The sequence below is a fragment of the Streptomyces sp. NPDC003393 genome, assembly GCF_053589015.1.
The window spans coordinates 144,574-163,733 of sequence record NZ_JBSFRB010000004.1; the positions used below are offsets into that span (position 1 = coordinate 144,574).

The following is a 19,160-nucleotide window of genomic DNA, read 5'->3' on the forward strand; positions in this document are numbered from 1 at the left end:
CACGGAGTGTGGTGGGAGGCGGCAGGCGAAACTCACCGGAAAAGCCCCCGCGCGCGCCCGTACGCTGGAGGGCATGACCAGGACGGGGGGAGACCACCAGGCGGCCGGGGCCGGGCCGTGGTGGTGGGCGCGGTGGCGCAGTGCGGTGCTCGACGGGAGTCTGGCGCTGGTGTCCGCGGTGGAGTGCGGGGCCGAGGGTGTGCCGTTCGCGCGGGACGCCGGGGTCCCGCCGGCCGTGGGGATCGTGTTCGGGGTGCTGGCCGGGTCGGTGCTGTTGATCCGGCGGCGGTGGCCCGTGGCCGTGGTGCTGGTGGCGATCGCCGTCACGCCGGCCCAGATGGGCTTCCTGATGGGGATCGTCGGGCTGTACACCCTGGCCGCGTGCGAGCTGCCGCGGCGGATCATCGGGGCGCTGGCCGGGATGTCGTTCCTCGGCACGATGATCGTGACGTTCGTGCGGGTGCGGCAGGACATGGCGCGGGGGGATTTCTCCCTCGGGGACTGGTTCGTTCCGTTCGCGGCCGTGACGACCTCGCTGGGGCTGACGGCTCCTCCTCTTCTTCTCGGGTTGTACGTGGGTGCGCGGCGGCGGCTGATGGAGTCGCTCAGGGAGCGGGCGGACAGTCTGGAGCGGGAGTTGCAGCTGCTCGCCGAGCGGGCGGAGGAGCGGGCGGAGTGGGCCCGTAACGAGGAGCGGACGAGGATCGCCCGGGAGATGCACGATGTGGTCGCGCACCGGGTGAGTCTGATGGTCGTGCATGCCGCCGCGTTGCAGGCGGTGGCCCGGAAGGATCCCGAGAAGGCGGTGCGCAACGCGGCGCTGGTCGGGGACATGGGGCGGCAGGCGCTGACCGAGCTGCGGGAGATGCTCGGGGTGCTGCGCAGTGGGGACGGGGAGGGGGAGCGGCGTCGTGAGCGGGCTTCCGCTTCGGTGCCGCTGGTCGCGGTGGGGGTGGCCGCGGCTGCCGCGGCTTCGCGGGCGGCCGGTGAGCCGGGGGGCGCGGAGGGGCCGTGTCTGGAGGAGCTGGAGGAGCTGGTCGGGCAGTCGGCGGCCGCGGGGATGGTCGTGGATCTGTCGGTGGAGGGGGAGGTGCGGTCCTACGGCCCGGAGATCGAGCAGACCGCGTATCGCGTGGTGCAGGAGGCGCTGACCAACGTCCACAAGCATGCGGCGGGGGCGAAGACGCATGTGCGACTCGCGCATCGGGGGTCGGAGATCGCGATGCAGGTGGAGAACGAGCCGCCGCCGGAGCCGTCGTCGGCGTTGTCGGCGCGGTTGCCGTCCGGCGGGAACGGTCTGCTCGGGATGAGGGAGCGGGTCGTGGCGCTGGGCGGCGTGTTCGTGTCGGGGCCGACGGAGGCGGGGGGTTTCCGGGTGTCGGCGTTGATCCCGGCCGGGTAGGCGGCCGGCCGGTCAGCCAGTCGTCAGGCGTACGGGGGCTGTGCCGGAGATGAGGGTGGACAGGGCCTGGTCGATGTCGGGGCCGAGGTACCAGTCGCCGGTGTGGTCGAGGGCGTAGACGCGGCCTTCGGTGTCGATGGCGAGCAGGGACTCGGTGTCGGTCTCGGCGCCGAGGGGGCAGACCTCGGTGTCGAGGGCGCGGCCGAGGTCGCCGAGGGTGCGGGCCATGTGGAGGCCGTGCAGCGGGTCGAGGTCGAGGGTGGTGGGGGCGATCTGGCGGCCGCTGCCGGTGGGGGTGATGCGCAGGCCGCCGAATTCGGCCCAGGCTTCGACGGCGGCGGGGAAGACGGTGTGCCGGTGGCCGGCCGGGGAGGCGTGGTCGCGCAGGGTGTCCGCCCAGATCTCGGCCTGTTTTATGTCCCAGCGTCCGGGTTGCCAGCCGGCGGCGCGCAGGGCCGCGTCGACGGGTACGGCGAAGCGGGTGGTGGTGTGGCGGTCGGCGTGCATCTGCCCTTCGATCGTCGTGGCCGCGGTGGGGTGCGGCGCGCGTGGCCCGGTCTGTGGGTGGTCAGGCTTCGTCGTCCGAGGGGTCGACGATGCGGACGCCGAAGTGGGCGCTGAGCGCGGTGCAGGCGCGGCAGGGGGTGGCGAAGCTGCCGTGGAGGGGGTCGCCGTCCTCGCGGATGCGGCGGGCGGTGAGTTTGCCCTGTTTGAGGGCTTTGCGGGCTTCGCCGTTGGTCATGGGTTTGCGGGCGGCGCGTTTGCTGCGGCCGGCGTCGACGGCGCTGATGTGCCGGGAGATGAGGATGGTCTCGGCGCAGCGCCCGGTGAAGCGGTCGCGCTGGGCGCTGGTGAGGGCGTCGAGGAAGTCCTGGACGAGGGGGTGCAGGGTGGGGGGTTCCTCGCCGCGTGCGGCGGTGCCGGTGAGGGTGGCGCCGCGTACGGACAGGGCGGCGGCGATGGTGGGGAGTATGCCGTCGCGGCGGTGGCGGAGGGTGGGCGCGTGGGGTGCCTCGGTGCTGCTCCAGTCGACTCTCGGGTCGCCGGAGGCACCGGCATGCGGTCCCGTCTGCGTCGCATTCATGATCATCATCCCCTCCCGAGCATCCCCCCGGAGGACACAGAGTGCCAAATCGCGTGGCGGGTGCGGAAGCTGGGGCGGTGCGACACGCCCGGGCCGGGGCGGTGCGTCACGATGGGGTGACGGCTGGTCACGGCGGGATGGTGGGGAGTGGGTGGCCGGTGGGTGGTGGCCCGGTGACCGGTGTCGGCGTACCGCATAGGCTGTCGGCACGCCGCGATGCGCGCGGTCGACGCGTTGGAGAGAAGTAGTCGATACGGGTCTGGGCGGTACGGCGTCAGCAGCCGTTCCGCTCTGGGTCGTACAGAGTGCCGCAGGGGGCAACCGCCATGACATCAGGTCGGCTCGGGCTGGGGGCACCGCCCAGCCGCCAGGCTGGGGGACAAGCCGTGCCGCCGAACGCGGCCTATGCCGGGCAGGTCGTGCACTTCCCGGACCCGGTGCGGGCTTCTCGTCACCCGAGAGGGGTGCGGGTGGACGAGCGTGGCTACCCCGACTTCTCGCCGTACGCGCGGGCGGCGGCGGAGATCGCGGAGCCGCCGGAGGGCTTCGGTGTCGACGAGTTGCGGCTGACGGACTACGTCTCCGCGAACGCGGCGCTGGCGGCGTCCGGGCACGAGCTGTGGGACACGGTGCCGAACGTGGCGACCCCGCACGGCTGGACGTGGCATCACGTGGCGGGTACCCGGCGCCTGGAGCTGGTTCCGGTGGAGGTGAAGGCGCTGTTGCGTCATCACGGCGGGATCGCGACCGCGAATGTCGACCAGGCCAAGCGGGGCACGCGGCCGTTGCAGGAGACCCGGCCGGCGCATTTCGGGCTGCCGAAGTCGGGTGCGGCGGTGTCGGAGCAGCAGGTGCAGGGGATCGAGGAGGATCTGGGGTACCGGCTGCCCGGCGCGTACCGGTCGTTCCTGAAGGCGGCGGGCGGGTGCGCGCCGGTCGGGACGGCGCTGGACGCGGAGCTGGGGCTGCTGATCGACCAGCCGTTCTTCACGGTGCGTGAGGAGGCGGCGGTCAACGACCTGGTGTACGTCAACAAGTGTCTGCGCGACCACCTGACGAAGGACTACCTGGGGGTCGGTTTCGTGCAGGGCGGGCTGCTGGCCGTGAAGGTGAAGGGCGAGCGGGCCGGTTCGGTGTGGTTCTGCGCGTACGACGACGTGCGGGACGTCGATCCGTCGTGGTCGCAGGCCGAGCGTGTGGAGCGGCTGTTGCTGCCCTGCGGTGCGGACTTCGATGCCTTCCTGTCCCGGTTGGCGGGTTCTCCGCCGGAGTTGGAGACGGTGGCGAACCTGATGGTGGACGGCGGTTTCGCGCGGGCCGTCGCGGTGCCGTCCGCGTCGTCCTCGGTGTCGTCGGTGGGGGAGTGAGGTCGGGCGATGGTGACCTTCGCGCAGGCGCAGGAGCGCGCGGAAGAGTGGATCAACGGTGATGTGCCGTCGTACCAGCATCGGGAGGTGCGGGTACGGGAGTTCGACCTCGGCTTCGTGGTGTGGGCCGAGGACCGCGCGGACGGGCCGCGTTCGGACGGCGGTGCGCAGCGGCTGGTGATCGCGCGGGACAGCGGTGAGGCCACGTTGTGGCCCGCGTTGCCGGTGGGCGAGGTGATCCGCCGGTACGAGGAGGAGTACGGCCGTGCGGACGGGGAGGCCGACCGGGCCGCCGCGGCGCCGCCCGTCCGGGTGGATCTGAACCAGACGTCGTTCCTGCTGAGTCCGCCGGAGTGGTTGCAGGAGGCGGCGGACAAGCTCGGGATCCCGGACCGGCGTGGTGACAGCGGCGGGCCGGGCGCCGATGCGGGTGCGGATCAGGGTTCCGGGGCGGGTGCGGGCGCCGGTGGCGACGCGCTGCCGCGGACGCAGGCGGGGGTGCCGGTGAGCGGGTCGGCCCCGGCCGGTACGGGTGCTCCCGCGGCGCCCGCCGCCACGGGCGCCGACACCGGTGCGCCCGCGGGGGCGACTCCGTGGGCCGGGACGGACACCAACGCCGACGGTGGTGAGGACCGTTCCGTGCCGTTGCCCGCCACCGTGTTCGCGCCGCCGCTGAGCGACGCCGACGACACCCCGCCGCCGGCCGCCGCCCCGGACGCCAAGACGTCGCTGATGGAGGGCGGCAGCCGGCTTCCGCGGACGGCTCTGGCGCCCGCGCTCGACGATCCGGGGGTCCCGGGTGTTCCGGGTGCGCCTTCCGCTGACTCCCAGGGCGGCACGCCGCCTCCGCCGCCGGGTGGTGCGTCGAACGCCTCTCCGCAGGGTCCGGGCACTCCGCCCCCGCCGCCGGCCGCTCCGTCGTACGGCTACCCGCAGGGACCCGGTGCACCCGGTGCCCCTGGTGGTTCCGGTGCTCCGGGCGCCGGCGCCGCGGCGGGCCCGGGCACGCCGCCTCCGCCTCCCGACGGGGCGCCGTACGGCCACCCGCAGGGCCCGGGAACCCCGGGCGCCCCAGGCACCCCGGCCCCGGGGGCGCCGACCGCTCCGCCGCAGGCCGGTCCCGGACGGCCTCTCGCGCCGCACGCCGGTGACATCGCGGACGCCGCGACGAGCAAGGCCGCGCCTCCGCCGCGCCGTGGGCGGAGCGGTTCGTCCACGCCTCCGCCGCCGGGAGCCCCCGGCACGCCGGGTGCGCGGCCGGGCACGGCGTCCACGCCGCCTGCGCCCGGCACCCCGGGCACCCCGGGTGCTCCGGGTGCTCCGGATGCCCCCGGTGCCGCGGGCGGGTACGTGCCCACCCAGCTCGTCTCGTCGCTCGGGCCCGACGGTCCTGCCGGTCCGCCGACGCCTCCCCCGCCGGGGGCACCGGGCACCCCGGGTGCACCCGGCACGCCCGGCGGTACGCCTCCGGGCGGTGTCCACCACGCCGCCACGATGCTCGCCGACCCCGGCCAGGGCGGCGGCGTCCCGCAGCCGCCCGGTCCGCCGGGACCGCCCGCGGCTCCGGGTGTTCCCGGGCCGCCGCAGCCGCCGGGTGCGCCCGCCGCTCCGGGTGTCCCCGGTGCGCCGGGAGCAGGGCAGGGCGCCGTGCACCACGCGGCGACCATGCTGGCCGGGCCCGCGTCGGGCGGCCCCGGCGCGCCTCCGCCACCGCCGGTCCCGGGCGCCCCCGGTACGCCTCCGGGCGTCCCGCAGCCTCCGCAGCCCATGCCCCCCGGTGCCATGCCGCCGCCCGGCCGGCCCGTGCCCGGTCAACAGCCCCCGGCCTACGGCTACCCCCAGCAGGGCCTGCCGACGGTCGGCCCCGGCTACCAGGCCGTGCTGCGCTACCGGGCTCAGGACGGTTCCGAGCAGCAGCTGATCCGGCGTTCGGCGCCGGGCATGCCGCACCCGGAGTGGCAGATCTTCCACGAGCTGCGGGCCATGAACGTGCCGCCGGACCAGGTGCTGGAGCTGCACACCGAGTTGGAGTCGTGCCAGTTGCCGGGCGCCTACTGCGCGCGGATGATCCGTGAGCAGTGGCCGCAGGCGCGGATCACGTCGATCGCGCCGTACGGCACCGACCATGCGAGCCGGCAGCAGGGCATGGCGCAGCTCCTCGCCCATCAGGGTGAGTTGCACCAGGTGGCCGACGGGCCCGCCCGTCCGGCCCCGGTGCGGTCGCCGATCCCACCGGTGCAGGCGGTGCCGCCGGTTCCGCCGGAGGGCATCGCCCAGGAGCTCGGCGCGGCCTTCGGGCCGGGTGTGTTCCGTTTCGAGCAGGCGGCGGTGTCCCGGCAGGGCGTGCCGCCGGTCGTGGCGCAGACGCTGGTGGTGGCGGGTCTGCCGATGGACATGGGCCCGTTCTTCTGGGCGCAGGCCCAGCCGGGGCGGCCGGTGCCGACGCTGGCCGAACTGGCGGCCGAGCGCGGTGTGCGGCCGGCCCCGGACGCGGGCTCGTACCTGGTCATGGGCAGCGACTTCGGCAAGGCGGTCTGCGTGCAGTACGGCACGGCCAACATCGTCGCGGTGCCGGTGGAGGCCGGGCCGGGAGGTACGTCCGTGCCGCCGCAGTTCGTGAACACCGGCCTGCCGGAGTTCGCGCGCTGCCTGGCGCTGCTCGGGCGGATGTGGCGGCTGCGCCACGGCCTGAACCAGGAGCAGGCGGGTCGGTGGACCGTCGACTTCCAGGCCCAGCTGGCCGCCCTGGACCCGGCGGCGCTCGGTTCGCCGGAGAGCTGGTGGTCGGTGCTGCTGGAGCAGATGTGGGACGGCCTGCTGTGAGCGTGTGAGCGGCATCCGACGGCGTGCGGGGCCGGAAGGCCGGGCGCGGCCGGACGATGCCGAAGGGGCCGGGTGTGGTCGTACGACCGGTACGACCACACCCGGCCTTTCTGTGTTCGGCGGCTGATCGAATCGCGTGCCCGGAGTGTCGCGTTATGAACATTTCCGCCCAATACCTCAAGATGTGCGCGAAATCATCGTGTCGCATCCGCTCGACGAGGCTTCGGCGGAGAGGGGTTCAGGATGGGCAGCGCCGCCAGGGCATCGGCCGCGTTTCACGGCTTCGTGGTCGTACGGGGGCGTGGCTACCGCCCCAGCCAGGTGAACGCCTGTGCGGACGCCCTCTCCGACGAACGGGACGCCGCCTGGGAGCGAGCCGCCCGGCTGACCGTGCTGGCCAAGAACATGGAGGCGGAGCTCGCCGCCCTGCGGGAGGCCGCCGACCGGATCGGTGAGCAGACCTACGAGTCGCTGGGAGAGGGTGCCCGGCGCCTGTACGAACTGGGGCGGCGCGAGGCGCAGGCGGTGCGGGAGCGGGCGCGGCAGGAGGCCGGGCAGCTTCAGGAGTCGGCGCGGGCGCACGCGGACGCCGTGCTCCAGGCCGCTCGGGCGCACGCCGACACCGTACGCGCCGAGGCCGAGGAACGAGCCCGGCAGCGGCTGCTCGGCGCCCAGGCCGAGGCCGAGGAACTACGGGTCTCCGTGCGCCGCGAGGTGAAGGCGTACCGGGGCGAGGCCGTGGCGGCCCTGCGCGAGATGCGGCAGCGTACGTCGGGGATGCTCACCGAGCAGACCCGTGAGCACGCCGCCCGGCTCGCCGAGGCGGAACGGGAGGAGAGCGGGCGTCAGGCCGCGCTGGAGGCCGACCTCGCCCGGCGGCTGGAGGCGGCCGAGGTCGCGCTGACGGCGGCCGAGCAGGACCTGGCCGACGCCCGGGAGCAGGAGCCGCGGGCGCCGGAGGAGGCGCGGGCGCGGGCGGCCGAGGTGCTGGCCGAGGCCCGGCTGCGGGCGGACCGGATCGCCCGTGAGACCGAACGGGTGCTGCGCGAGCACGGCGAGATGTGGGACGACGTGCGGGCCCAGATGGACACCGTGCAGGACAGCATCACCGCACTGACCGGGCGGGCCTGGGCCGAGTAGGGCCGCCCGGCGGGCGGCGGCACGGGCCCGCCGGGCGGCCGTCCTGAGGCCCTGTCGTCGGGTTCCCGCGTGCCTGTCGGCGACAGGGCCTCGGGTCAGCTCCCCCTGCGTACCGCGCCCGCCAGGATCCAGCCCTCCACCGACTCGTACTGGTGCCGCTGCTCCTCCGCCTTCGCCCGGCCGGAGGCCAGCGTGCCCAGCCAGCCGAACAGGAAGCCGAGGGGGATGGTGACCACACCGGTCGTGGTGAAAGGGAAGTAGTTGAAGTCGGCGTCGGGGAAGGCGGCGAGCGGCGAGCCGGAGACGATGTTGGTGCCCGGCATCAGCAGCAGCACCGCGAGGGTGCCGCCGACCAGGGTGCTCAGCAGGCCCGTTCGGGTGTAACGGCGCCAGAAGAGGCCGTAGACCAGGGCGGGCGCGATGGCGGAGGCGCCCAGGCAGAAGCTCAGCGTCACCAGCGGCTGGAGGCTGCGGTGCTGGACCAGCGTGGCCAGCAGGATGGTGGGAACGCCCACCGCCAGTGCCGAGAGGCGGGCCAGTGTCATCTCGCGGCGCGCCGGCATCTCCTGCACGCGGGCGGCGAAGACGTCGTGGGCCAGGGAGTTGGCGCAGGCCAGGATCATTCCGGCGACGGAGGCGAGCAGCGTCAGGAAGATGGCCGTGGTGACGGCGGTGAACAGAAACGTCTCCCCGGTGGAGATGTCCGCCCCGAACGCGGCCCGCGAGCCCAGCAGATAGGCGGTGTTGCCCTGCGGGTCGGCCCCCGCGATCACCGCGCGTCCGACGAGCGCGGTGGCGCCGAAGCCGACCACGGTGACGATGAGCACGAACAGGGCCACGCTCGACACCGCCCAGGACATCGACCGCCGCACCTGCCGTGCGCTGGAGGCGGTGTAGGTGCGCATGGTGATGTGTGGCAGGCACGCACCGCCCAGGACCACCGTCAGCTCGCCGGTGATCATGTCGAGACGGGGGTGGGCGCCGCCCGCGAACTCGATGCCCGGGTGCAGGAAGGCCTGACCGACTCCGCTCTTCTGCGCCGCCGCGTCGAAGAGCAGGCCGGGGTCCCAGTCGAACCGCCGCAGGATGAGCAGGGCGACCACGGCCCCGGACCCCAGCAGCATCACGATCTTCAGGATCTGGATGAGGGCCGTTCCCTTCATCCCGCCGATGGCCGCGTAGCTGATCATCAGCGCGCCCAGGCCGATCACACAGCCGGTCTTGAGGGAGTCGCTGGAGAAGCCGAGGATGAAGGCCAGCAGCTGGCCCGTGCCCGCCAGTTGCACCAGCATCAGCGGCACCAGCGCGGCGATGGTCACCGCGCACGCCGTCATCCGCACGGCACGCCCCGGCATCCGGCGCGCCAGCGCGTCCCCCATGGTGAACCGGCCCGCGTTGCGCAGCGGTTCGGCCAGCAGGAACATCATCAGCATCAGCGACAGCGCCGTGCTCAGCGCCAGCACGATCCCGTCGTAGCCGCACAGGGCGATGATCCCGCCCGTGCCCAGCACGCTGGCCGCCGAGATGTAGTCGCCCGCGATGGCCAGGCCGTTGCGCATGGGGGACAGGGAGCTGTAGCCGGTGTAGAACTCGTCGAGGTCGTCCCGGTCCGGGCCGGTCATCACGCACAGCAGCAGGGTGACGGTGGCGACGCTGGTGAACGCCACCAGGGACATCGCCTGGGGCGGGCCGTTGAAGAGGATCACTGCGCCGCCCCCCGCCTGCTGTCCAGCTCGGCCTGCCGGCGTATGCGGTCCGCGATCGGGTCGACGTACCGGCGCGCGGTGTACTCGTACAGCCAGATCGCCAGCAGGGTGACCGGGAGCTGGGCGAGGGCGAGCAGCAGCCCGACGGGCAGTCCGCCCGCGCCGTCGGCCGTCATGAAGGACGGCGCGAAGGCGGACAGGACGAGGAAGAGCGTGAAGTACCCCAGTGCGGTGAGGGTGGCCACGCGCCGCTGCCGGCGGTAGGCGCCGCGCAGGATCCGCAGGTCGCTGTGGTGCCCCAGCACCGCCCGCCGGGGTGACCGCCGCGCCTCCGGCTCCGGTACGGGCGGTGACGGCTGCCAGGGGTACGTCGCGTACGACGGCGAGGGGTGCGTGGCGTACGACGGCGAGGGGTGCGTGGCGTACGGCGGTGGGGGATACGTGCCGTACGGCGGCGGGGGATCGTGAGCGGGGTGGGACATCCCGGGCTCCTCGAGTGGCGGCTCTGGAAGAGAGATGCGGGGTGGGAGGTGGCGTGGGGAGGGTGCTGCGGGTCACGCACGCTACTCGGCGCCCCGGAAATGCGCTGCGTTTTGGCCAAACTGAGTGGTCGGTATGCGCTTACTGCGCCGGCATCGACGTGCGGCCTCCTGCTGACGCGATGTCGCATCGCGGGGGCGTAGCCCTCCGGTCCGTGACACCGCGGAGGCGGCGAAAGGCCGGGCGCGGCGCGGGGAGCGTCGCGCGACGGGCCTGAGCAGGGCCGCGAGGCCCGCTCACGGGGCGGAAGGTGGAGGCCCGCTGGGCCCGTGGGTGGACGCGACCCTGAGACGAGGTCCACCCGTCGGTGGACAGCCCCTAGGGGTTGCTCCGTACCTGAGGTCGGGGAGGGTTCGTACCGGCGGAGGACGAAAGGGCACCGGGTCCGTCCTTAACCTGGCTTTACGCCACTGAGGGGGCGGCACGGCGCCGCCGGACGGCGGCGCACCGCACCACCGGAGGTGGGGTTTTCCCCCGCAGAAGACGGGGCCCGGCACCAGCGCGCCGGAGCCCCTCGCCGACCAGACTCGTGGACGTACCGCACCACCGCGCTCGACCGACGGGCGAGGGGCACGACCAACCGCTGACCGACATAGGAGACTTACCGTGACATCGGCTGTGACCATTCCCAGGCACGGGGGTACTGGAGGGACTACGGCCGTTGCCGCGCGGGCGCGGCAGGTCGTGAAGGCCTACGGGGCCGGTGAGACCCGGGTCGTCGCCCTCGACCACGTCGACGTGGACATCGCCCGCGGCCAGTTCACCGCGATCATGGGCCCCTCCGGGTCCGGCAAGTCCACGCTGATGCACTGCCTGGCCGGGCTCGACACCGTGACGAGCGGTCAGATCCACCTGGACGAGACCGAGATCACCGGCCTGAAGGACAAGAAGCTCACCCAGCTGCGGCGGGACCGGATCGGCTTCATCTTCCAGGCGTTCAACCTGCTGCCGACGCTGAACGCGCTCGAGAACATCACCCTGCCCATGGACATCGCCGGCCGGAAGCCGGACCGGGCATGGCTGGACCGGGTGGTGGAGACCGTCGGCCTGGCCGGGCGGCTCAAGCACCGGCCCAACCAACTCTCCGGCGGTCAGCAGCAGCGGGTCGCCGTGGCCCGCGCGCTCGCCGCCCGGCCCGAGATCATCTTCGGTGACGAGCCGACCGGCAACCTGGACTCCCGCGCGGGCGCCGAGGTCCTCGGCTTCCTGCGCCGTTCGGTCGACGAGCTCGGCCAGACGATCGTGATGGTCACCCACGACCCGGTGGCCGCCTCCTACGCGGACCGGGTGCTGTACCTCGCCGACGGCCGGATCGTCGACGAGATGCTCCAGCCGACGGCCGACCAGGTCCTGGACCGGATGAAGGACTTCGACGCCCGGGGGCGTACGTCATGACCGTCCTGAAGACGTCGATGCGCAACTTCTTCGCGCACAAGGGACGGATGGCCCTCTCGGCGATCGCCGTCCTGCTGTCGGTGGCCTTCGTCTGCGGGACGCTGGTGTTCACCGACACCATGAACACCACCTTCGACAAGCTGTTCCAGGCGACGTCGTCCGATGTGACGGTGAGCGCCAAGAGTGCCTCCGACAGCGGAGAGACGACCGCCGACGACGGCAAGCCGCCGGTCGTGCCGGCCTCCGTGCTCGCCAAGGTGCGCGGGGCGCAGGGCGTGAAGTCGGCGGAGGGGACGGTCTTCTCGACCTCCGTCACCGTCGTCGACGGCGACAAGGACAACCTGTCGCCCTCCAGCGGTGCCCCGACCATCGTCGGCAGCTGGAACGGCAACGACGCCCGCACCATGAAGATCACCTCGGGTACGGTGCCCGAGGGCCCGGACCAGGTGATGGTCGACGCCGACACCGCCGACAAGCACCATCTGGAACTCGGTGACGAGATCGGCGTGATCAGCGCGGTCGGCACGCACCGCGCGAGGATCTCCGGCATCGCCGCCTTCCAGGTCACCAACCCCGGTGCGGCCATCTTCTACCTGGACACCAGGACGGCGCAGCAGACGCTCGTCGGCAGGACCGGTGTCTACACCAACATCAACGTCACGGCCGCCGCCGGGGTGACCGACCCGCAGCTGAAGACGAACGTGCTCGCGGCGCTCGGCACCGGCTACAAGGTGCAGACCGCAAAGGAGACCGCCGACGCCAACCAGAAGGACGTCGAGAGCTTCATGAACGTCATGAAGTACGCGATGCTCGGCTTCGCCGGGATCGCCTTCCTCGTCGGCATCTTCCTGATCATCAACACCTTCTCGATGCTGGTCGCCCAGCGCACCCGGGAGATCGGCCTGATGCGGGCCATCGGCTCCTCGCGCAAGCAGGTCAACCGCTCCGTGCTCGTCGAGGCGCTGCTGCTCGGCCTGGTGGGCTCCGTGCTCGGTGTCGGGGCGGGCGTCGGCATCGCGGTCGGGCTGATGAAGCTCATGGGCCAGATGGGCATGCACCTGTCGACCAGCGATCTGACGGTCGCCTGGACGACCCCGGTGACCGGTCTGGTGCTCGGCGTCGTCGTCACCGTCCTCGCCGCCTACCTGCCCGCCCGCCGGGCCGGCAAGGTCTCCCCGATGGCCGCGCTGCGCGACGCCGGAGCCCCGGCCGGCGCCAGGGCCGGGCGGATCCGGGCCCTGGTGGGACTGGTGCTGACGGGCGCCGGCGGCTACAGCCTCTATCTGACGGCGGGCGTCGACAAGGCCAAGGACGGCTCGCTGTGGCTGGGCCTGGGCGTGGTGCTGTCGCTGATCGGATTCGTCGTCATCGGCCCGCTGCTCGCGGGTGGCGTGGTGCGCGTCCTGGGCGCCGTACTGCTGCGGGGCTTCGGGCCGGTGGGCCGGATGGCCGAGCGCAACGCGCTGCGCAACCCGCGCCGCACCGGTGCCACGGGCGCCGCCCTGATGATCGGCCTCGCGCTGGTCGCCTGCCTGTCGGTGGTCGGCTCCTCCATGGTCGCCTCCGCCACCGACCAGCTCGACAAGACCGTCGGCACGGACTTCATCGTCCAGTCCGACACGGGTCAGCTGGTCACCCCGCAGGCGGTCCGGGCGATCAAGGACACGCCGGGGCTGGCCCGGGTCACCGAGTACCGGATGACCAAGGCCGACTACACGACCCCCGACGGCAAGACCCTCAAGGACACGGACATCACGGCGGCCGACCCGTCGTACGCGACCGACCTGCGCACCAAGACCGTCGAGGGCAACCTCAAGGACGCCTATCTGCCCGACTCGATGTCCGTGCACGAGAAGTTCGCCGAGGCGCACGGCATCCACCTGGGCTCGAAGATCAAGGTCGCCTTCCGCAACGGCACCACCGCGAACCTGACCGTCCGGGCGATCACCAGCAGTGACGTGGTGATCGACGCCGGCGCGAAGTACACGTCGATCGCCACGCTCGCCAAGTACGTGCCCGCCGACAAGATGCCGCTGGACCAGCTGGTCTTCGCCACCGCCAAGGACGGGCAGCAGGATGCCGCCTACACGGCCCTGAAGTCCGCGCTGCACGACTACCCGCAGTACACCGTGCGTGACCAGACCGACTACAAGCAGGCGCTGAAGGACCAGATCGGGCAGTTGCTGAACATGATCTACGGCCTGCTCGCCCTGGCGATCATCGTCGCGGTGCTGGGTGTGGTGAACACCCTGGCCCTGTCGGTGGTCGAGCGGACCCGGGAGATCGGCCTGATGCGGGCGATCGGCCTCTCCCGCCGCCAGCTGCGCCGCATGATCCGCCTGGAGTCGGTCGTCATCGCCCTCTTCGGCGCCCTGCTGGGCCTGGGCCTGGGCATGGGCTGGGGCGCCACGGCCCAGAAGCTCCTCGCCCTGGAGGGCCTGAAGGTCCTGGACATCCCCTGGCCGACGATCACCGGAGTCTTCATCGGCTCGGCCTTCGTGGGGCTGTTCGCCGCCCTGATCCCGGCGTTCCGGGCCGGCCGGATGAACGTGCTGAACGCGATCGCCACGGAGTAGCGACCGCGACGAGACCTTCGTGCACGGGGGTCACGGGGAAGCCCGGGGCCGGGAAGTCGTCGACTTCCCGGCCCCGGGCTCGTCCTCGTTCCCGTCCGGCGCGAGGACGGGAACGAGGACGAGGCGTTCAGGCCGGATCGCACGTCCGGGAGGCGGCAGCCCCGGGGCGGGCCGGGCCGGCCGGGGCGGCGCGGGGCGGAACCGTCCGGCGCGCACACCGTCCGTGCCGGATCACGTTCGGCACCGGGCGTCGTCCACAGCCCCGCCGGTCCGGCCCGCCGGCGTCGTACGCTGAAGGAACCCCGGCCCGTCCCACGAGTCGGGCCCTTCGCGTTGCCCTCTCCTCGGGATGGATGCACTTCATGAGCCTGCACGGTCTGCTCGACGCCGTCGTCAAGGACCCCGCCCTCGCGGAAGCGATCACCGCGGCCGCGGACGGCAACCGCATGCACGTCGACCTCGTAGGCCCGCCCGCCGCCCGCCCCTTCGCGATCGCCGCCCTGGCCCGCGAGGCCGCCCGCCCCGTACTCGCCGTGACGGCGACCGGGCGCGAGGCCGAGGACCTGGCCGCGGCACTGCGCTCGCTGCTGCCTCCCGAGGGCGTCGTGGAGTACCCCTCCTGGGAGACGCTCCCGCACGAGCGGCTCAGCCCGCGCAGCGACACCGTGGGCCGCAGGCTCGCCGTGCTGCGCCGGCTGGCCCACCCGAGCCCCGACGACCCCGAGACCGGACCGGTCTCCGTCGTCGTCGCACCGATCCGCTCCGTGCTGCAGCCGCAGGTCAAGGGCCTCGGAGACCTCGAGCCCGTGGCCCTGAGAACCGGCCGGACCGCCGACCTGAACGAGGTCGTCGAAGCCCTCGCCGCCGCCGCGTACGCGCGCGTGGAGCTGGTGGAGAAGCGCGGCGAGTTCGCCGTGCGCGGCGGCATCCTCGACGTGTTCCCGCCCACCGAGGAACACCCGCTGCGCATCGAGTTCTGGGGCGACGACGTCGAGGAGATCCGCTACTTCAAGGTCGCCGACCAGCGCTCCCTCGAAGTCGCCGAGCACGGCCTGTGGGCCCCGCCCTGCCGCGAGCTGCTGCTCACCGAGGACGTACGGGCGCGTGCGCGTGCCCTGGCCGAGGAGCACCCGGAGCTCGGCGAGCTGCTCGGCAGGATCGCCGAGGGCATCGCGGTGGAGGGCATGGAGTCCCTCGCCCCCGTCCTCGTCGACGACATGGAGCTGCTCCTGGACGTGCTGCCCAAGGGTTCGATGGCCGTGGTGTGCGACCCGGAGCGGGTGCGCACGCGCGCCGCGGACCTGGTGGCGACCTCCCAGGAGTTCCTCCAGGCGTCCTGGGCGGCCAGCGCCGGCGGCGGCGAGGCGCCCATCGACGTCGGCGCGGCCTCCCTGTGGTCGATCGCGGACGTCCGGGACCGGGCCCGCGAACTGGACATGATGTGGTGGTCCGTCTCCCCGTTCGCCGCCGACGAGACGGCGTACGAGGGGCACGCCGACGGCGGCGGGGACACCCTCAAGCTGGGCATGCACGCGCCGGAGACGTACCGGGGCGACACCGCACGGGCGCTCGCCGACACCAAGGGCTGGCTGGCCGACGGCTGGCGCGCCGTCTACGTCACCGAGGGGCACGGCCCGGCCGCCCGCACCGTCGAGGTGCTGGGCGGCGAGGGCATCGCGGCCCGCCTGGACGCCGACCTCGGGGAGCTGTCCCCGTCGGTGGTGCACGTGGCGTGCGGCTGCATCGACCACGGCTTCGTCGACCCCGCGCTCAGGCTGGCCGTGCTCACCGAGACCGACCTGTCCGGTCAGCGCGCGGCCACCCGGGACGGCGCCCGGATGCCGGCCCGCCGCCGCAAGACCATCGACCCGCTGACCCTGGAGGCGGGCGACTACATCGTCCACGAGCAGCACGGCGTGGGCCGCTACATCGAGATGGCGCAGCGCACCGTGCAGGGCGCCACCCGCGAGTACCTGGTGGTGGAGTACGCCCCGGCCAAGCGCGGCCAGCCCGGAGACCGCCTGTACATCCCCACCGACCAGCTGGAACAGATCACCAAGTACGTCGGTGGCGAGGCGCCCACCCTGCACCGGCTCGGCGGCGCCGACTGGACCAAGACCAAGGCGCGGGCGAAGAAGGCCGTCAAGGAGATCGCCGCCGACCTGATCAAGCTGTACTCGGCCCGGATGGCGGCCCCGGGCCACACCTTCGGCGCCGACACGCCCTGGCAGCGCGAGCTGGAGGACGCCTTCCCCTACGCGGAGACCCCCGATCAGCTCACCACCATCGCCGAGGTCAAGGAGGACATGGAGAAGTCGGTCCCCATGGACCGCCTGATCTGCGGCGACGTCGGCTACGGCAAGACGGAGATCGCGGTCCGCGCCGCCTTCAAGGCCGTCCAGGACGGCAAGCAGGTCGCGGTGCTGGTCCCGACGACGCTGCTGGTGCAGCAGCACTTCGGCACGTTCAGCGAGCGCTACTCGCAGTTCCCGGTGAGCGTGAAGGCGCTCTCCCGCTTCCAGACCGACAGCGAGGCCAAGGCGGTCCTGGAGGGCCTGCGCGACGGCTCGGTGGACGTCGTCATCGGCACCCACCGGCTGTTCTCCTCCGAGACGAAGTTCAAGGACCTGGGCCTGGTCATCGTCGACGAGGAGCAGCGCTTCGGCGTCGAGCACAAGGAGCAGCTGAAGAAGCTGCGCGCCAACGTCGACGTGCTGACGATGTCCGCCACCCCGATCCCGCGCACCCTGGAGATGGCGGTGACCGGCATCCGCGAGATGTCCACGATCACCACCCCGCCGGAGGAGCGCCACCCGGTGCTGACCTTCGTCGGCCCGTACGAGGAGAAGCAGATCGGCGCGGCGATCCGCCGCGAGCTGCTGCGCGAGGGCCAGGTCTTCTACATCCACAACCGGGTGGAGACCATCGACCGGGCGGCGGCGCGGCTGCGCGAGATCGTGCCGGAGGCCCGGATCGCCACCGCGCACGGCAAGATGTCGGAGTCGTCGCTGGAGCAGGTCGTGGTCGACTTCTGGGAGAAGAAGTTCGACGTGCTGGTCTCCACGACGATCGTCGAGTCGGGCATCGACATCTCCAACGCCAACACCCTGATCGTGGAACGAGGCGACAACTTCGGCCTCTCCCAGCTGCACCAGCTGCGCGGCCGGGTCGGCCGTGGCCGCGAACGCGGCTACGCCTACTTCCTCTACCCGCCGGAGAAGCCGCTGACGGAGACCGCGCACGAGCGCCTGGCCACCATCGCCCAGCACACGGAGATGGGCGCGGGCATGTACGTGGCGATGAAGGACCTGGAGATCCGCGGCGCCGGAAACCTGCTCGGCGGCGAGCAGTCCGGCCACATCGCGGGCGTCGGCTTCGACCTGTACGTCCGGATGGTCGGCGAGGCGGTCGCGGACTACCGGCGGCAACTGGAGACGGGGGAGGTCGAGGAGGAGGCCCCGCTGGAGGTCAAGATCGAGCTGCCGGTCGACGCGCACGTCCCGCACGACTACGCGCCCGGCGAGCGCCTGCGGCTCCAGGCCTACCGCGCCATCGCCTCCGCCAACTCCGAGGAGGACATCAAGGCCGTCCGCGAGGAACTCACCGACCGCTACGGCAAGCTGCCCGAGCCGGTGGAGAACCTCCTCCTGGTGGCCGGCCTGCGCATGCTCGCCCGCGCCTGCGGGGTCGGCGAGATCGTCCTCCAGGGCAACAACATCCGCTTCGCCCCGGTGGAGTTGCGCGAGTCCCAGGAGCTGCGCCTCAAGCGCCTGTACCCGGGCACGGTCATCAAGCCGGCCGTGCACCAGGTGCTGGTCCCCCGCCCGAAGACGGCGAAGGTCGGCGGCAAGCCGCTGATCGGCCGGGAACTGCTGGGCTGGGTCGGGGAGTTCCTCGCCTCCGTCCTGGGGCAGTAGGCCCCGCCCCGGCGCGTCGAAGCCGCCGCCGATACGCCCCGCCCGCTCCGTACGCCCCTCCGTCGCCCACGTGAGCCGAACATCATGCCGGTTAACGTGGGCACGGAAAGGGCAGGCCCGCACGCACCGGAGCGGGACGCGGACGGCAAGGGGAGGGCTTCATGGGCGTGGGGATGTCCCGTGGTTCCGGGGGACGGACGAGGCACTGCGGCGGGGTGGGCCCCCTCCTGCGCGGCGGCCTGGCGGTGTGCACGGCGGTGGCGCTCGTCGCCGGGTGCAAGGGCGGTGTCGGCGACGCCGGTAGCCCCGCGGGGAGCGGGACGCCCGCGCCGGCCCGGGACGGACATGCCGTCAGCCCGCTGGAGAACCCGGACGGCACCGAGCCGGGGCTGGCGGCGATCACCTCCTCCGCGGACCGGGCGAAGGCGCGGTCGCTGATCGAGAAGGTGGCGACGAAGGGGCGCGGCCCCAAGACGGGCTACGACCGTGACGAGTTCGGCTACGCGTGGATGGACACGGCCGACGGGGTGCCGCTGGCGAGGAACGGTTGTGACACCCGGAACGACTTGCTGAAACGCGACGGCCAGGAGGTCAGGTTCCGGTCCGGCTCGGACTGCGTGGTCGTGTCGATGAGCCTGCACGACCCGTACACGGGCAAGGACATCGCCTGGAAGAAGACGAAGGCCACCGAGGTGCAGATAGACCACGTGGTGCCGTTGTCGTACGCCTGGCAGATGGGCGCCGCGCACTGGGACAAGCAGAAGCGGCAGCGGCTGGCGAACGACGCCCTCAATCTGCTTCCGGTCTCGGGCTCCACGAACTCGGCCAAGAGGGACGCGGGGCCCGCGACCTGGCTGCCGCCCAGCAAGGCGGTGCGCTGCTCGTACGCGGTGAGGTTCGCGCAGGTGGCGGTGAAGTACGAGCTTCCCGTGACCACTGCGGACAAGAGCATGATGCTCCGCCAATGCGGCGGCTGAGCGGGTTCGAAAGGCCGGCTCGACCGCATCGACGCGCGACCTGACGGGTTCGCGCCGTCCGCACGGCCCTGGCTGCCCCGGCCGGCGAGCGCGTCCCGGGGCGCCCGTGCGCTCCCCCGCACCCCCGCCGCCTGGGCGGCATGTACCCTACGGCGTCGCTTCCGCATGCGCGCATACGTACGCACATCCCGAGAGCAGAGGTGGATCGCCGTGAAGCACGACGTGGACGCCGT

12 protein-coding genes are annotated in these 19,160 nt (G+C 72.8%); 8 read left to right on the plus strand and 4 right to left on the minus strand.

The window, feature by feature from the left end; translation table 11 throughout:
* The first annotated feature begins 73 nt into the window (after positions 1-73).
* The gene (locus ACWDUZ_RS06120) at positions 74-1,402 is read left to right on the plus strand and encodes a sensor histidine kinase (RefSeq protein WP_451630595.1); all 1,329 of its coding nucleotides are present in this window, start codon (positions 74-76) and stop codon (positions 1,400-1,402) included.
* A 12-nt stretch (positions 1,403-1,414) separates the two neighbouring features.
* Here ACWDUZ_RS06120 and ACWDUZ_RS06125 read toward each other — a convergent pair whose 3' ends face one another.
* The gene (locus ACWDUZ_RS06125; protein WP_451630596.1) at positions 1,415-1,909 is read right to left on the minus strand and encodes an SUKH-3 domain-containing protein; all 495 of its coding nucleotides are present in this window, start codon (positions 1,907-1,909) and stop codon (positions 1,415-1,417) included.
* 61 nt (positions 1,910-1,970) lie between these two features.
* Complete coding sequence (locus tag ACWDUZ_RS06130) at positions 1,971-2,495, minus strand: YwqJ-related putative deaminase (RefSeq protein WP_451630597.1); 525 nt, start codon at positions 2,493-2,495, stop codon at positions 1,971-1,973.
* Between the two features lie 317 nt (positions 2,496-2,812).
* Here ACWDUZ_RS06130 and ACWDUZ_RS06135 point away from each other — a divergent pair, with 317 nt between their 5' ends.
* From ACWDUZ_RS06135 to ACWDUZ_RS06145, 3 genes are all read left to right on the plus strand, one after another.
* Positions 2,813-3,853, plus strand: a complete 1,041-nt coding sequence (locus ACWDUZ_RS06135; RefSeq protein WP_451630598.1) for an SMI1/KNR4 family protein — start codon at positions 2,813-2,815, stop codon at positions 3,851-3,853.
* A gap of 9 nt (positions 3,854-3,862) precedes the next feature.
* Positions 3,863-6,676: an SUKH-4 family immunity protein gene (locus tag ACWDUZ_RS06140; RefSeq protein ID WP_451630599.1), complete on the plus strand. Its 2,814-nt coding sequence runs from the start codon at positions 3,863-3,865 to the stop codon at positions 6,674-6,676.
* 243 nt (positions 6,677-6,919) lie between these two features.
* The gene (locus ACWDUZ_RS06145; RefSeq protein WP_451630600.1) at positions 6,920-7,816 is read left to right on the plus strand and encodes a cellulose-binding protein; all 897 of its coding nucleotides are present in this window, start codon (positions 6,920-6,922) and stop codon (positions 7,814-7,816) included.
* 95 nt (positions 7,817-7,911) lie between these two features.
* On the opposite strand, the gene ACWDUZ_RS06150 is transcribed toward ACWDUZ_RS06145, so the two are convergent.
* Positions 7,912-9,492 (minus strand): sodium/solute symporter, encoded by a 1,581-nt coding sequence (locus ACWDUZ_RS06150; RefSeq protein WP_451630702.1) that lies wholly within the window; start codon positions 9,490-9,492, stop codon positions 7,912-7,914.
* 26 nt (positions 9,493-9,518) lie between these two features.
* Positions 9,519-10,004: a DUF485 domain-containing protein gene (locus ACWDUZ_RS06155; protein WP_451630601.1), complete on the minus strand. Its 486-nt coding sequence runs from the start codon at positions 10,002-10,004 to the stop codon at positions 9,519-9,521.
* A 664-nt stretch (positions 10,005-10,668) separates the two neighbouring features.
* Here ACWDUZ_RS06155 and ACWDUZ_RS06160 point away from each other — a divergent pair.
* The 4 genes from ACWDUZ_RS06160 to ACWDUZ_RS06175 all read left to right on the plus strand — a co-directional run bounded on the left by ACWDUZ_RS06160 (position 10,669) and on the right by ACWDUZ_RS06175 (position 18,927).
* Complete coding sequence (locus ACWDUZ_RS06160; RefSeq protein ID WP_451630602.1) at positions 10,669-11,457, plus strand: ABC transporter ATP-binding protein; 789 nt, start codon at positions 10,669-10,671, stop codon at positions 11,455-11,457.
* Positions 11,454-14,033, plus strand: coding sequence for an ABC transporter permease (locus tag ACWDUZ_RS06165; RefSeq protein ID WP_451630603.1), 2,580 nt, complete (start codon positions 11,454-11,456; stop codon positions 14,031-14,033). The genes ACWDUZ_RS06160 and ACWDUZ_RS06165 overlap by 4 nt, the downstream gene beginning before the upstream one ends.
* 362 nt (positions 14,034-14,395) lie before the next feature.
* A complete protein-coding gene (gene mfd, locus ACWDUZ_RS06170; protein WP_451630604.1) occupies positions 14,396-17,950 on the plus strand; it encodes a transcription-repair coupling factor in 3,555 nt (1,184 codons plus the stop codon).
* A 173-nt stretch (positions 17,951-18,123) separates the two neighbouring features.
* Positions 18,124-18,927, plus strand: a complete 804-nt coding sequence (locus tag ACWDUZ_RS06175; RefSeq protein WP_451630703.1) for an HNH endonuclease family protein — start codon at positions 18,124-18,126, stop codon at positions 18,925-18,927.
* The last annotated feature ends 233 nt before the right edge of the window (positions 18,928-19,160 follow it).